This window comes from Streptomyces sp. 11-1-2, from assembly GCF_003595545.1.
Lineage (GTDB): Bacteria > Actinomycetota > Actinomycetes > Streptomycetales > Streptomycetaceae > Streptomyces > Streptomyces hygroscopicus_B.
Window position 1 is genome coordinate 2,047,966 of record NZ_CP022545.1, and the last position, 14,976, is coordinate 2,062,941.

Sequence of the window (14,976 nt, forward strand, 5' to 3'; positions counted from 1 at the left end):
CGCATACGGCGTGGCAGCGGCTGGAGACCGAACCGGACGGTCATGGCAGTACGACCAGCTCACGGCTGGTGCGGTTGAGCCGTTCACCACCGTCGTCGGTGCAGATGAGGATGTCCTCGATGCGGGCTCCGAACCGGTCGGGAAGATAGATGCCCGGCTCGACGGAGAAGGCCATGCCGGGCTCCAGCGGCAGGGCGGAGCCCGCCACGATGTAGGGCTCCTCGTGGGTTTCCAGCCCGATGCCGTGGCCGGTGCGGTGGATGAAGTGCGGCCCGAAGCCCGCGTCCGTGATGACGTCCCGGCCGATCGCGTCCAGTTGCTCGGCGGTGATACCGGGCCGCACCGCATCGGTCTGGGCGCGCTGGGCGGTCAACAGCACCTCGTACAGCCGTCGGTACTCCGCCGACGGCTCGCCGACGACGTAATCGCGGGTGGAGTCGGAGCAGTAGCCGTCCTCGGTGGTCCCCCCGATGTCGACCACCACGGGGTCACCGGGCAGGATCACCCGGTCCGACAGCTCATGGTGGGGACTGGCACTGTGGGGTCCGGAGCCGACGATGACGAAGTCGGTCCGCACATGGCCTTCGGTCGTGATGGCTTCCGCGATGTCCCGGCCGACCTCGCGTTCGGTGCGCCCGGCGCGCAGCCACTCGCCCATGCGGGCGTGCACCCGGTCGATGGCCGCCCCCGCCCGGCGCAGCGCCTCGACCTCGGCCTGGGTCTTGCGGATCCGCAGCCGGCCGAGCACCTCTCCGGCGAGTGCCTGGTCGGTGTCGGGCAGCACGGCGCGGAAGGCGAACGTCTTCTCGGCCCACATGTGGTTGTCGACGCCGACCCGGGCCATACCGGCGGGCAGTCTGGCCGCGATGAGGGCATACGGGTCCTCGGTCTCGGCCCATCCGGTGATCTCGATGCCGAGGTTCCCGGCCGGGGACGCGAGGGCGGCGGGCCGCTCCAACTCCGGTACCAGGAGGAAGGGTTCGGCGTCCGCAGGGAGCACGAGGCAGGTGAGCCGCTCCAGGGGCAGGGCGTGGTAACCCGTCAGATAGCGCAGGTCGGCGCCAGGACTGATCAGCAGCGCGTCCAGGCCCGCGCCGGCAGCGGCCTCCCGGGCGCGCTCCAGGCGGTCGGCGGGGTAGAGATCGGTGAGGGTCACAGGGAGTACTCCATCCTGGTGTCGGGCCGGGCCGAGGCAGCGGGCCAGACCGTCCTCGACCGGCTGAGGCCCCTTCTCGGCCCCAGCCTCCACAGCATGCGGCACAGCGGCAACCCCAAGGGCACGGGACGCACTGCCTGTGCCAGGTCCGAACCGACCGCCTGACCGACCCGCTCCTAGCCCAGATCCTCGAAGATCTCGCCCCAGAACGCGGATTCGTCCACATCCGAGTCCAGGTCGATCAGGCGCTCACGCAGATCGGTGACGGCGGCCGCCCGTACGGCGTCGTCGGCCGATTCCAGGGCGTTGCCCGATTCGGCGATCAGCCCGAGGAGCACGGCCAGCCGGGGCAGCGAATCGGCGGCCGGTCCCTGCCACCCGTCTCCGTGATCCCACCCGTTGGGGTCGTAGTGGGTGATGCCACCGTCCGCCGCTTCGAGCATCAGGTGCTGGTCGTACCGCGTGGCCACGGTGAAGCAGAAGTTCTTGGGCGGGGAGTCGTCGTCGGGGTAGCGGTTCCCGTAGATCTCGTCGGCGTCGAACGGTTCCAGCCCGCCCTCGTCCCGCACGTGCCGTGTGTCGATCCGTACGACGTCGAGACGGACGGCCGGAAAACCCACCGTGAGCAGGAACTCCCTCGACTGGGCATCGGTCAGCTCCACCGGCAGACCGGCCTCGTCCGGTCGCCAGAGCGAGCCTTCGCCCAGCCGCTGCTCCAGCCACACCGCGTCCGGTATGAGCGGAGTGTCGTTGCTCTTCACCGCGTGGCCCCCATGAAATCCGCGTCGTTCGGTCATTGCCGACCCCAGTCAATCGCATCGCGGGGCGTGGCTTTTCAGCGCCACGGGGTCGGCTGCGGATAGCTCGGCGCGGCCGGGGAGGGGTCTCAGGCATCGTAGGTGTAGAAGCCACGACCGCTCTTACGGCCGAGGTGACCTGCCGCGACCATGCGGCGCAGCAGGGCGGGCGGTGCGTACAGGGGCTCCTTGAACTCCTCGTACATCGACTCGGCCACCGCCTGGATGGTCTCGAGGCCGATGAGGTCGAGCAGGCGGAGCGGTCCCATGGGGTGGGCGCAGCCGAGTTCCATGCCCTGGTCGATGTCGTCCGGGCGTGCGGAGCCCGATTCCACCATGCGCACCGCGCTGAGCAGGTAGGGCACAAGGAGGGCGTTGACGACGAAGCCGGAGCGGTCGGGCGCCTGGATGGCCTGCTTGCCGAGCTGCTGGGCGATGTCGTGGGTGCGCCGCACGGTCTCCTGGCTGGTGGTGAGGGCGGGGATGACCTCGACCAGCTGTTGCACGGGCACCGGGTTGAAGAAGTGCATGCCGATGAGCTGGGCGGGGCGTTCCGTGGCTACGGCGAGGTCGACGATGGGAATCGAGGAGGTGTTGGTGGCCAGGATCGCCGCCGGGTCTTCCACGACCTTGTCCAGGGCGCGCAGAACGTCGGTCTTGATGTCGCGGTTCTCGGCGACGGCCTCGATGACGAACTGGCGGTCGGACAGGTCACCGAGGTCGTGGGTGAAGGAAAGCCGGGCGAGGGCCTGGTCTCGCTGCTCCTCGCCGAGCTTGCCACGCCGTACGCCCCTGTCGAGGGAGGCGGTCAGACGACGGCGGCCCGCCTCGACGGCGTCCGGGGTGGCTTCGGCGACACGGACATCGATGCCGTGGCGGGCGGCGACTTCGGCGACGCCGGAGCCCATGAGGCCGCAGCCGACGACGCCGAGACGGGTGACGGGATCCATCTGAGGTTCTCTCCGGTGAGTTGGGGGGTGTGCCGGGGCTGGTCAGACGTTGCGGCGGTACTGGCCGCCGACCTCGAAGAAGGCGTCGGTGATCTGCTGCAGCGAGCAGACCCGGGCGGCGTCCATGAGGACGGCGAAGACGTTGCGGTCGCTCACCGCCGCGTCCTTGAGGGCGTCCAGTGCGGCGTGGGCCGTCTCGTGGTGGCCGGCCTGGAATTCCCGCACCCGCGCCAGCTGGGACTGCTTCTCCTCCTCGGTGGCGCGGGCCAGTTCGATGGCGTCGGGCTCGGCGGTGTCCGCGTGCGGGTTGCGGAAGGTGTTGACGCCGATGATCGGCAGGGTGCCGTCGTGCTTGCGCTGCTCGTACAGCATCGACTCGTCCTGGATACGGCCGCGCTGGTAGCCGGTCTCCATCGCCCCGAGCACACCGCCGCGCTCGCTGATCCGCTCGAACTCCTCGAGGACGGCCTCCTCCACCAGGTCGGTGAGCTCGTCGATGATGAAGGACCCCTGCAGGGGGTTCTCGTTCATCGCCAGACCCCACTCCCGGTTGATGATCAGCTGGATGGCGAGGGCCCGGCGGACCGAGTCCTCGGTGGGGGTGGTGACCGCCTCGTCGTAGGCGTTGGTGTGCAGGCTGTTGCAGTTGTCGTAGATCGCGATGAGCGCCTGCAGGGTGGTGCGGATGTCGTTGAAGTCCATCTCCTGGGCGTGCAGCGAGCGGCCGGAGGTCTGGACGTGGTACTTCAGCTTCTGGCTGCGCTCGTTGGCGCCGTACTTCTCCTTCATCGCCACGGCCCAGATGCGGCGGGCGACCCGGCCGAGGACGGAGTACTCGGGGTCCATGCCGTTGGAGAAGAAGAACGACAGGTTCGGGGAGAAGTCGTCGATGTGCATGCCCCGGGCGAGGTAGGACTCGACGTAGGTGAAGCCGTTGGCCAGGGTGAAGGCGAGCTGGCTGATGGGATTCGCACCGGCCTCGGCGATGTGATAGCCGGAGATGGACACCGAGTAGAAGTTGCGGACCTTGTTGGCGATGAACCACTCCTGGATGTCGGCCATCATCCGCAGCGAGAACTCGGTGGAGAACAGGCAGGTGTTCTGGCCCTGGTCCTCCTTGAGGATGTCGGCCTGCACCGTGCCGCGCACGCTTCCCAGCGCGTGCGCACGCAGTTCGGCCGTCTCCTCGGGCGACGGGTCGCGGCCCTCGGCGGTACGGAACCTCTCGATCTGCTGGTCGATCGTGGTGTTGAGGAAGAACGCCAGGATGGCCGGCGCCGGTCCGTTGATCGTCATGGAGACCGAGGTCGTCTGCGCCACCAGGTCGAAGCCGTCGAAGAGCGCCTTCATGTCCTCCAGGGTCGCCACCGACACTCCGGAGGTGCCGACCTTGCCGTAGTTGTCGGGGCGTTCGTCCGGGTCACGGCCGTAGAGGGTGACGGAGTCGAAGGCGGTGGAGAGCCGGGTGGCCGGCTGGCCCTCGGACAGCAGCTTGAAGCGCCGGTTGGTGCGGAACGGGTCGCCCTCGCCCGCGAACATCCGCGCCGGGTCCTCGCCGTCGCGCTTGAAGGGGAACACCCCGGCGGTGAACGGGAAGTGGCCGGGCAGGTTCTCCCGGCGCCAGAACCGCACCAGTTCCCCGTGGTCGGTGAAGCGGGGCAGGGCGACCCGGGGGATCTTGTTGCCGGACAGGGACTCGCGGGTGAGCGTGGTGCGGATCTCCCGGTCCCGTATCTTCACGATCTGCTCGTCGCCGGAGTAGGAGGCCACGACGGCGGGCCAGTTCCCGATGTGTTCCGTGATGTCGTGCGGGAGTTCCCGGCGGGCGTCCTCGAGCAGCGACCGCACATTCCCGGCGTCGGAGCCGACCTGGACGAGTTCGCCCTCGACCGCCTCCAGGCGCTGCACCCGCCGGGCCGACTCGGCCAGCCGGTCGGTCTCGGCGTGGTACCCGCGGACCAGCTCGCTGATCTCGGCGAGGTAGCGCACCCTCTCGGCGGGAACCACCTGCCGGATGCCGGAGGAGTGGCGCACGTCGACGGGCGCCAGCCTGCCCTCGGACAGCGGCAGCCCCTTCTCGGCCAGGGTGCCCTTCAGGTGCTGGTACAGCGCGGTGACGCCGTCGTCGTTGAACGTGGCCGCCGAGGAGCCGTACACCGGCATGTCCTCGGGCCGCATGCCGAACGCCTCGCGATTGCGGACCAGTTGACGGCCCACGTCGCGCAGCGCGTCCTTGGCGCCGCGCCGCTCGAACTTGTTGATCGCCACCACGTCGGCGAAGTCGAGCATGTCGATCTTCTCGAGCTGCGAGGCGGCGCCGAACTCGGGCGTCATCACGTACATCGAGGTGTCGACGAACGGCACGATCGCCGCGTCGCCCTGGCCGATGCCCGGCGTCTCCACGATCACCAGGTCGAACCCGGCGGCCTTCACCACGTCGATCACGTCCGCCAGGTGCTCCGGCAGCTCACGGCTGTTGCGCGTGGCCAGACTCCGGAAAAACACCCGGTTCCCGTCCAGGGAGTTCATCCGGATCCGGTCACCGAGCAGCGCACCGCCACCACGACGGCGGGTCGGGTCGACCGCGATCACCGCGATCCGTAGCTTGTCCTGCTGGTCGACGCGGAACCGGCGCACCAACTCGTCGGTGAGCGAGGACTTACCCGAGCCGCCGGTTCCGGTGATGCCGAGCACCGGCGTGACCCGTGCCGCCGCGGCGGCACGGAGCTGTTCCAGGAAGTCCGGGGACAGCTTGCCGAGTTCGGCTCCGGTGATGGCGCGGGCGATCGCGAACCGGTCGCCGGCGAGTACGGCGGCGGTGTCGGCCGGCCTGCCGTCCCAGAGGTCGAAGTCGCAGTCCTTGATCACCGAGTTGACCATCCCGGCGAGGCCCATCCGCTGCCCGTCCTCCGGGGAGAAGATGGTCACTCCGCTACCGCGCAGCCGGTCGATCTCCTCGGGCACGATGACGCCGCCACCACCGCCCACCACACGGACATGCTCCGCTCCCTGTGCGCGCAGCGACTCCACCAGGTACTCGAAGTACTCCACGTGACCGCCCTGGTAGGACGAGACCGCGACACCGTGTGCGTCCTCCTCCAGCGCCGCGTCCACGACCTCCCGCACCGACCGGTTGTGACCGAGGTGGATCACCTCCGCGCCCTGGGACTGGAAGATCCGTCGCATGATGTTGATCGACGCGTCGTGCCCGTCGAACAGCGCCGAAGCGGTGACCAGGCGGACGGGGTGCGCAGGACGGTGCAGATCGCTCATGAGGGCCTTCCCAGACAGGTCAGGGCGCTGACTGAAGAGATAGTAGGACGTCCTAGTAAATCACCGGAAGCGGGGAGGGTGTGAAGAGAAGCACAGAAGCAGTGCGAGTGATTCCGCGCCACCATGGCATCGCGAGGGCGAGCCGGTCGCATCAGTAGATAGTGAATTGACTTCAGTTTGAAGATTAGATGCGGTGCGTCGCATCGTCAATCAGTCTGTGATCTCGTGACTTGTGATTGACGGCACTCCGCGGTGGCATTTAACTTTGAACTTGATTAGGTTCAACCATGCGCTCTTCCTCAGAAGTGAGGCGCCGTGATCGCATCACACCCTCCGGCAGCCGCCGCACCGCTGACCGTCGGTTCGCTGACCCTGCGGAACCGGCTGGTCGCCACCGCCCACGCCAGCGGTTTCGTACGGGACGGGCTACCGCTCGGCGGCGACGCCGAGTACTGGGGCCGTCTGGCGGCCGGTGGCGCGGCGCTGCTGATCTGCGGCGGTACGACGGTGGCGCCCCAGTCCGCGCCCCGGCAGGGAAACATCCTTCAGCTCCATCGTCCGGAGGCGGTCGAGCCGCTGCGAGCGCGGGTCAACGCCATGCACGCCGAAGGCGCGGTCGCCGTCTGCCAGCTTGTCCATCTCGGCCGGGAGACGCTCGGCGCGCAGTCGTACTACGCACCGGCCGCGCCCTCGGCCGTACGGTCTCCCCGTGAGCCGACCGCGCCGCGCGCTCTGCTCGGCAGCGAGATCGACGAGGTGGTGGAGGCGTTCCGCGTATCGTCCGCCCACGCTCTGGAGGCCGGGTTCGACGGGATCGAACTCCACGCCGCCCACGGCTACCTGCTGGAGCAGTTCCTCTCGCCGCGCACCAACCCGCGCCGTGACGGGTTCGAGGTGCTGGAACGGGTGATCGCCGCGATTCGCGGGCTGTCCACCACCACACTGCTGGGCATCCGTTTCAGCGTCGACGCGTCGGAGGACGTGGCGCTGAGGCCGGACGAACTGGCCCACCTGCTGCCCGCCGTCGATCCGTTGGTCGACTACGTCAACGTCACCGTCGGCGTACGCACCACGTACGTCCGTGACATGGCCACCGAGCGCCCGCCGGTGCTGGACAACCTGGCGCGGCTGCGGTCGCTCATCACCCGGCCGCTTGTGGCGTCCCACGCCTTCCGCACCGCGGCCGCGATAGATGACGCCCTGACGGCCGGAGCCGACCTGGTGGGGATGGCGCGCGCCCTCATCGCCGACCCGGACCTGCCGCGCAAGGTGCTCACGGGACGTGCGACGGAGGTCCGGCCCTGCGTGGCCTGCAACGAGGACTGCCGGACGTTCGACCCGGTACTGCTGTGCGCGGTCAACCCGGACCTCGCACCGCCCGGCGAACCGCGTCGGCCCGCCGCACCGCTGGTGCGCGCCTGGGACCCGCCACGCGTCACCGGACGGCGCGTGGCCGTCGTGGGGGCGGGGCCCGCGGGCCTGGAGTGCGCGCTGAGTCTCGCCCGCGCCGGGGTGGCGGACGTCGTCCTCTTCGAGGCCGCCGACCGGCTGGGCGGGCAGCTGTCCACGGCGGCTCTGGCGCCCCACCGCGCCGGTTGGGCCGCGCTGCTCGGCTTCTACGAACGGATGCTGTCCGCCGAGGGGGTCGACGTACGTCTGCGGCGGACCGCGGAGCCGGGCGGTGAACTCGACGCATTCGACGCCGTGGTGCTGGCCACGGGCGCGGTGGAGACGTCACCGCTGATCGAGGCCGGGGCCGTGGTGTCGTCGGCCGCGCTGGCGCGGGGAGTTCCGTCCTTGGCCGGTGCCGCCCATGTGCTGGTGGCCGACGATGGCTTCGGCTGGTGGCCGGGATGCGATGTCGTAGAACTGGCCGTGGCCGCGGGAGTTCCCCGCATCACCTTCGTCACCCCGGGAACGGCCTTCGCCGGAGCCATTCCGCCCGAGAGCCGCGTCCAGCTGCTGCAGCGGTTGTCGGGCACCTGCGAACTGGACATCATGCCGCTGTGCACGGCAACCGGCATCGGCCCCGAGGGCGTCGCCGTCGCTCACCACACCTCCGGAGGGATGACCACCGTGCCCGCGGACCAGGTCGTCGTCGTGGGGGAACGCCGCCCACGCGCCGCCCCGGACCGCACCAACCCCCTGGTACTGACAGTCGGCGACGCCGTGGTTCCGCGACGTGTCGCGCACGCGATCGCCGAGGGACGGGAAGCCGCCGTGCGAATCGCCTCTGCTCTACGACACGGTATGACGCCCACGCCCCAGGAAGGCGCTCCGGCCCGCACAGCCCTGAACGTCGGCCCGGTGGTGGGCATTCAGGGCTTGCCATGTACGGAAACGGCGTACTTCCCGTCGGTGTAAGGGGCGCGGGACCACGTCGCGTACCTGGCTTCGAGGGTGAGTCCCGCCGCGCGGCAGTGCGCGTCGTAGGCGTCCAGCGGGTAACCGCGGTCCAGGGCGAAACCCGCGACGAGACGGCCGGCCGGACGCACATGGGCCGCCGCCCCGGCCACCAGGGCCGGTTCCGTTCCCGGTGGGGTGAACAGGGGGACATTGCCCGCCAGCACCACGACATCGAAGGACAACCCCAGGTCGAGGCCGACCAGATCCTGCTGATGCCAGCGGATCTCCGGGGCCAGCCGCCGGGCGGTGGCGAGCATCGACTCGTCGGTGTCCACGCCCGCCACGTCGATCCCGTGACGGGCCAGCTCTATGGCCACCCGGCCGGTGCCGCAACCCGCGTCGAGGACCGTGGCCGGCCGGAAGGAGCGGACCAGCGCGGCTTCACCGTGAATGTCCCCTCCTTCGGCGGCGATGCGGTCGAACCGGGACTGGTACTCGTCGCCGTTCCACGTCATGCCGCCAGCGTGTCACACGGAGGTAGCCGGATGGAGTCCTGGTCTATACCAAGCACGCCGGTCCCAGTATTCTCATTCATGGCCAGTAGCACACCATCCCCCCACCCAGGTTGCGTGCCGGCGCGGGCGACACCCCCTGAACCTGCCCAAGCAGCCGGGTGACCTCCCGATTCACCGCCTCCAGGAGGATCACGGTGAAAGTTCGCACCAGAAGTTCGGCGATCATCGGCACCATCTGCCTCGTCGCTTCCCTCGCCTTGACCACGGCGTCCGCCGACGAGCCCGCCGCCCCACGGCAGGCAGCGGCGAAGGTCGCGCTCAAGAACCTGGCCACGGCCCAGAATCCGACCGCCGGCGCCGCCGGTCCCGGAGGCACGGTCTGGATTGCCGAACGCCCAGGCAGCGTAAGGGTTTTGGATGATCAGGGACTGGGCGCACCCGTCCTCGACATCTCCGACGAGACCACCACCGACGGTGAACGCGGCCTGCTGGGCATTGCGTTCGACAAGGAATTCGCGCACTTCTACATCTCGTTCACAAACCTCGAAGGCACCAGCACCGTGGACGAGTTCGCCATGCGGGACGGCAAGATCCAGCCGGACACCCGGCGCACCGTCCTCACCCAGACGCAGCCGTACTCGAACCACAACGGCGGCGACATCAAGTTCGGCCCCGACGGCTATCTCTACATCGCGTTGGGCGACGGGGGCGCGGGCGGTGATCCGCACGGCAACGGGCAGAACCTCGACACGCTGCTCGGCAAGCTCCTGCGGATCGACCCGAGCGGCGGCGAGCCGTACGCGATCCCGCCGGACAACCCGTTCGTGGACGACCCGAACGCGAAGGACGAGATCTGGGCGTACGGGCTGCGCAACCCGTGGCGGTTCTCCTTCGACGCGGGCACGGGCGACCTGCTGATCGGTGACGTCGGCCAGAACGACTGGGAGGAGATCGACTGGGCCCCGGCGAACAGCAAGGGCGGCGAGAACTACGGCTGGTCCCAGATGGAGGGCACCCATCCCTTCCGTGGCGGCACGGAACCCGCGAACCACGTGCCGCCGATCCACGAGTACGACCGCACCAATCTGGGCTGCTCGGTGACCGGCGGCTACGTCTACCGAGGCGACGCGATCCCGGACCTCAAGGGTCAGTACGTGTTCAGCGACTACTGCGACGGCACCGTCCGCTCTCTGCAGATGGAGAACGGCAAGGTGACCGGCGTGAACGACCTCGGAGTCAACGGCGGCGAGGTCATCTCGTTCGTGCAGGGCGGCAGTGGCGAGCTGTACGTGCTCGCCATAGGTGGCAGCGTCTCCCGCATCGACCCGGTGTAACAACTACGGGAAGACGCCGCCGAGTAGCGAGTGCGGCCCTGGGCCGGAGGCCCCGTGTGAGGCTCCGGCCCCGGGGGGGGCGGGTCAGCCGGTGCCGGCCGTGGCTTCGGGTTCGGGGCGCAGGGCGGCGGCGGGGGCGGGGGCGGGGCTCTCGGTGCGGGTGACGGCGGAGACGGCCACCATGACCACGATATTGAGGACGAGGGCGATGATGCCGACATTGAGGTCCTTCACCGCCTGCGGGAGCCCCGGCAGGAGGCTGCCCACCGTGACCTCGGAGAGGGTGACGACGGAGACCGTGGTGACTCCGACGACGATGCCCGCGGCTGCTCCCTGTTTGGTGACGAACTGCCGTGGCGCGAGGCTCGCCAGCAGTGCGGGGAAGAGCTGGGTGACCAGTGCGTAGCCCATGAGCAGCAGCGAGACGATCGAGCTGCCGCCGTTGAAGGTGAAGTAGAGGGAGATCAGGGCGAGGGCGGGGACGAGCAGCTGTGCGAGGCGGCCGATGTGCTGCTCGCTGGTGTGGGGCCGGGCGAGGCGGTAGACGTTCTTCGACAGGCAGGTCGCGGAGGTCATGAGCAGCAGGGATCCGGGGACCAGCGCGGTGAGCAGCCCGGCGCCACCGACGATGCCGACGAACCAGGAGGGAAAAGTGGCGGTGGTGATGCGCAGCAGGGACAGGTCCGCGTCGGCGCCTTTGAGGCCGGGCACGACCAGGATGGCGGTGAAGCCGGCGAAGAAGACGAAGAGCAGGATGAGCTGGTAGAGCGGCATGAAGATGGCGTTGCGGCGGAAGACGCGTTCGTTCTGGGCGCTGTAGGCGGCGCTGAAGGTGTGCGGCCACATGTAGAAGCCGACCGCCGAGAGCAGCACGGTGGAGGCGAACCACGAGGCGCTCATGCCGCTGGAGGGCAGGGTGAGGAGCTGGGGGTGGGCCTTGTCCACCGCGTGGAACATCTCCCCGACGCCGCCGAAGTAGTGCACCGGCAGGTAGATGCCCAGGATGAGGACGACCGCGAGGATGGCGACGTCTTTGAGCACCGATGTCCAGGCCGAGCCGTGGATGCCCGAGATCGTCACATAGAGGGTCAGCGCCACTGTGCCGATCACGATGGCCCAGTGGGAGGAGATACGGCCGTCGGAGGCGACGGACACGATGATCCCCATCCCTTTGAGCTGCAGGACGAGGTAGGGCACCATCGCGACGACTCCGACGAGGGCCACCAGCGCGCCGAGCAGCGGGCTGTCGAATTTGGCGACGAAGAAGTCGGACTGCGAGATCAGCCGGTGCTGCTTGGCGTAGCGCCACACGGCCGGGAGCAGCCAGTACGACAGAACGTAGGCCAGTGAGGCGTAACAGAGGATGTAGTACGCGGGCGCGCCCTTGCCGTAGGCCCATCCCGAGGCGCCCAGGAAGGTGAAGGTCGTGTAGATCTCGCCGGCCAGCAGCAGGAAGACGAAGACCGTCCCGAAGCCGCGGCCGCCCACTGACCACTGTTCGAGATCCATGGACCTGCCACGGCGGGCGCGCAGTCCCAGGCCCAGGGCCGCGAGCAGGAAGGCGAAGATGACGGCGAGAGCGATCATGAGCTCTGCTCCTCCCGGTTCGCCGGGTCCAGGCGGTAGATGACGGCCATGGTCGCCGAGATCAGCACGACCCACATGACCAGCCAGAAGAGGTTGAACGGCATACCGAGGACGTAGGGCGTCACCCGGTTCGCGATGAAGATTCCCCCGAGGATCCCGAGGAACGGGATCACGCCGAGCAGATGGATGGGTTTCACGTCGAGAACCTCCTGGGACGGGCCGTGCTCCACGGGTGGGGCGACGCCGTCTGGGGTGGGTGGCACGTCCCACGCGGTGCGGTGGGGACGGGGCCGCTGGGACGCCGCGCATGGCGTAGGAGAGGCGGCGCCTCGGCGGATCGCCTACTGCTGACCAGGGCCGCCGACCAGAGCTGCCGGCCAGGGCCACGGCGGCAGGTGAGACGAGACCGAAGCGCTTTTCGCCATGCGGAATTTATTTTTCGATTGGCAGATGTATAGGTCCGCCACGAGGGCCTGTCAAGGCTTTCCACGCCCCCCGCGCCACTGGTCCGTCCGGACGTCGCCACCGTGCCGATGAGTCTGCCACCGAAGTGCGGGACGTGCGGCGACGGCGCCCGGGGCGAGTGGCGGGCGGGGGGTTGTTATTCCGCATTGCAGAAAATACTATCCACATCGCAGAAGTTCCCCGGCGCTCTGCCGGGCCCCTCCCGACTCTGCGAGGTCAGCGCATCTCCCCACCAGGCACGCTCACCACCCAGGTCATGGCCGACGGCCGACGGCCCCGAGGAGGCCCGGCGCTCAAAGGCCAAACGCAACACCGTGACCCCTCGAGAAAGGAGATCCCATGGCACGCATGTTCCTGAACGGCCAGGCGATGGAGGGCGGTCCCTTCCATCACCACCTGCGCGGAGCCCCCCTCGTGGCCCGGACCCGCACCGCCCCCGGCTACCGCTTGTTCTCGATCCAGGACGTCTGCCCCGGGCTGCTGCCCGACCCCGGTGTCGGCACCGCGGTGGAAGGCGAGGTCTACGACGTCCCCGACGAGGTGCTGCGCGACCACCTGTTGCCCACCGAACCGCCGGAGCTGGAGTTCGGGATCATCCGGCTCCAGGACGGTTCCTCGTCCTTCTCGATGCTCCTTCGCCGCGGCGAGCTGGAGAGGGGCGTTCACAAGGAGATCAGCGACTTCGGTGGCTGGCGTCCGTACCTGAAGAGCCTCGGCCGGGAGAACTGATGAAGAACCGACTTCCCCACACCGTCAACCTGTCGATCCTCTTCACCGAGCTGCCGCTGCTCGAGCGTCCGGCCGCCGCGAAGTCCGCGAGGTTCGACGCGATCGAGTTCTGGTGGCCCTACGCGACGGCCGTGCCGACGGACGCGGAGGTCGATGCCTTCGTGCGGGCGGTGCGTTCCGCCGGCGTCCGCCTGACCGGCCTGAACTTCTTCGCCGGGGACATGCCCGGCGGCGACCGCGGTCTGGTGTCCTGGCCGGGCCGGGCGGCGGAGTTCCGCGACAACATCGACGTCACCGTGGCGATCGGCGAACAACTGGGATGCCGCTCGTTCAACGCGCTGTACGGCAACCGGGTCGACGGCGCCGCTCCGGCGGACCAGGACGACCTGGCGGTGGAGAACCTGGCGCTGGCGGCCAAGGCCGCCGAGCGCGTCGGCGGCACGATCCTGCTGGAGCCGGTCAGCGGCGCCCCGGCGTACCCGCTGCTCACCGCGGCGGACGCACTCGCCGTCATCGACCGGGTGGCGGCCGAGTCCGGCAGCCGCAACCTCCGTCTCCTGGCCGACCTCTACCACCTGACCGTCAACGGCGACGACGTGGCCGGAGTGATCGCCACCCACGCCGATCGCATCGGCCATGTCCAGATCGCCGACGCACCCGGGCGGGGCGCGCCCGGCACGGGACGGCTGGACCTCGACGGCCTGCTGCTGCGCCTCCAGGACGCGGGCTACGCCGGCTGGGTGGGCCTGGAGTACAAGCCCGAGGGCCCGAGCGCGGACAGCTTCGCGTGGCTCCCATTCGAGCGGCGCGGCAGCGACCACCACGCCTGACCGGGACCCGCTGTTGCGGACCACCACGACGACCCGGACGACGCGAACGACACCGAACGACACCGAACGACACGAAGGAACCTACGATGAGCGCCACTTCCCGGAAGATCGCCTTCATCGGCCTGGGCATCATGGGCGGCCCGATGGCCGCCAACCTGGTGAAGGCCGGACACACCGTCACCGGCTACAGCCGCGGCCGCGCGGCCGTGGACACCTTGACCGCGGCCGGTGGCCGGGGCGCCGACAGCATCGCCGAGGCGGTGCGCGAAGCCGAGGTCGTGATCACCATGGTCCCGGCCGACCCACAGGTGAAGGAGGTCGTCCTCGGCGAGGGCGGCGTCCTGGAACACGCCGGGCCGGGCACCTTGCTGATCGACATGAGCAGCATCACCCCGCAGACCTCGCTGGAGGTGGACGCCGCCGCGCGGGACAAGGGCCTGCGTACGCTCGACGCCCCGGTGTCCGGCGGTGAGGCGGGCGCCATCGAGGGGGTGCTGTCCATCATGGTCGGCGGCGACCCGGACGACTTCGCCGCTGCCGGGCCGGTGTTCGAGGCACTGGGCACCACCAACGTGCATGTCGGCCCGCACGGGGCCGGGCAGACGGTCAAGGCCGCCAACCAGCTCATGGTCGCCATCCACCTCCAGGCCCTGGCCGAGGCCGTGGTCTTCCTGGAGAACGCCGACGTGGACCTGAAGGCGGCACTGGAGGTCCTGGGCGGGGGCCTGGCCGGCTCCACCGTGCTGGCCCGCAAGCGGCAGGCGGTGCTCGACCGCGATTTCAAGCCCGGCTTCCGTATCGACCTGCATCACAAGGACATGGGCATCGTCATCGACGCGGCACGGGCCGTGGGGGCGCCCCTGCCGGTCGGCGCCGTCGTCGCCCAACTGGTCGCCTCGGCCCGCGCCCACGGCGACGGCGGGCTCGACCACTCCGCCCTGCTGCGCGGCGTCGAGCGACTGGCCGGCCGCGCCACGCACTGAACCCACCCCCG

At 69.5% G+C, this 14,976-nt stretch carries 12 protein-coding genes; 5 read left to right on the forward strand and 7 right to left on the reverse strand.

Translation table 11 applies throughout. From position 1 onward, the window contains the following. Positions 1-40 precede the first annotated feature (40 nt). The 4 genes from CGL27_RS08300 to icmF form a co-directional block, all read right to left on the reverse strand. Positions 41-1,156 carry a Xaa-Pro peptidase family protein gene (locus CGL27_RS08300; RefSeq protein WP_119985645.1) on the reverse strand — a complete coding sequence of 372 codons (1,116 nt, stop codon included), beginning with the start codon at positions 1,154-1,156 and terminating at the stop codon, positions 41-43. A gap of 176 nt (positions 1,157-1,332) precedes the next feature. Next, on the reverse strand, positions 1,333-1,917 hold the full coding sequence (locus CGL27_RS08305) for an SUKH-4 family immunity protein (RefSeq protein ID WP_119985647.1): 585 nt from the start codon (positions 1,915-1,917) through the stop codon (positions 1,333-1,335). Positions 1,918-2,042: 125 nt separating this feature from the next. Further along, positions 2,043-2,903 carry a 3-hydroxybutyryl-CoA dehydrogenase gene (locus CGL27_RS08310; protein WP_119985649.1) on the reverse strand — a complete coding sequence of 287 codons (861 nt, stop codon included), beginning with the start codon at positions 2,901-2,903 and terminating at the stop codon, positions 2,043-2,045. A 42-nt stretch (positions 2,904-2,945) separates the two neighbouring features. Continuing rightward, positions 2,946-6,176, reverse strand: a complete 3,231-nt coding sequence (gene icmF, locus CGL27_RS08315; protein ID WP_119985651.1) for a fused isobutyryl-CoA mutase/GTPase IcmF — start codon at positions 6,174-6,176, stop codon at positions 2,946-2,948. Between the two features lie 315 nt (positions 6,177-6,491). Here icmF and CGL27_RS51625 point away from each other — a divergent pair, with 315 nt between their 5' ends. Further along, positions 6,492-8,540 carry an NAD(P)-binding protein gene (locus tag CGL27_RS51625; protein ID WP_240450397.1) on the forward strand — a complete coding sequence of 683 codons (2,049 nt, stop codon included), beginning with the start codon at positions 6,492-6,494 and terminating at the stop codon, positions 8,538-8,540. Here the strand turns inward: CGL27_RS51625 and CGL27_RS08325 are convergent. Continuing rightward, positions 8,495-9,037, reverse strand: coding sequence for a class I SAM-dependent methyltransferase (locus CGL27_RS08325; protein ID WP_119985653.1), 543 nt, complete (start codon positions 9,035-9,037; stop codon positions 8,495-8,497). The genes CGL27_RS51625 and CGL27_RS08325 overlap by 46 nt on opposite strands. Positions 9,038-9,231: 194 nt before the next feature. Here CGL27_RS08325 and CGL27_RS08330 point away from each other — a divergent pair, with 194 nt between their 5' ends. Next, positions 9,232-10,371, forward strand: a complete 1,140-nt coding sequence (locus CGL27_RS08330) for a PQQ-dependent sugar dehydrogenase (protein ID WP_119985655.1) — start codon at positions 9,232-9,234, stop codon at positions 10,369-10,371. Positions 10,372-10,455: 84 nt separating this feature from the next. On the opposite strand, the gene CGL27_RS08335 is transcribed toward CGL27_RS08330, so the two are convergent. Together CGL27_RS08335 and CGL27_RS08340 are read right to left on the reverse strand one after the other, a co-directional pair. After that, complete coding sequence (locus CGL27_RS08335) at positions 10,456-11,958, reverse strand: sodium:solute symporter (protein WP_119985657.1); 1,503 nt, start codon at positions 11,956-11,958, stop codon at positions 10,456-10,458. Further along, on the reverse strand, positions 11,955-12,155 hold the full coding sequence (locus tag CGL27_RS08340; protein ID WP_078647780.1) for a DUF3311 domain-containing protein: 201 nt from the start codon (positions 12,153-12,155) through the stop codon (positions 11,955-11,957). The genes CGL27_RS08335 and CGL27_RS08340 overlap by 4 nt, the downstream gene beginning before the upstream one ends. Before the next feature lie 607 nt (positions 12,156-12,762). On the opposite strand from CGL27_RS08340, the gene CGL27_RS08345 reads away from it, so the two are divergent. From CGL27_RS08345 to CGL27_RS08355, 3 genes are all read left to right on the forward strand, one after another. Then, positions 12,763-13,152, forward strand: a complete 390-nt coding sequence (locus CGL27_RS08345; protein ID WP_078645008.1) for a gamma-glutamylcyclotransferase — start codon at positions 12,763-12,765, stop codon at positions 13,150-13,152. After that, positions 13,152-13,982 carry a TIM barrel protein gene (locus CGL27_RS08350; RefSeq protein ID WP_119985659.1) on the forward strand — a complete coding sequence of 277 codons (831 nt, stop codon included), beginning with the start codon at positions 13,152-13,154 and terminating at the stop codon, positions 13,980-13,982. Before CGL27_RS08345 ends, CGL27_RS08350 begins: the two co-directional genes overlap by 1 nt. Positions 13,983-14,068: 86 nt before the next feature. Then, a complete protein-coding gene (locus tag CGL27_RS08355) occupies positions 14,069-14,965 on the forward strand; it encodes a 2-hydroxy-3-oxopropionate reductase (protein ID WP_119985661.1) in 897 nt (298 codons plus the stop codon). Positions 14,966-14,976 lie beyond the last annotated feature (11 nt).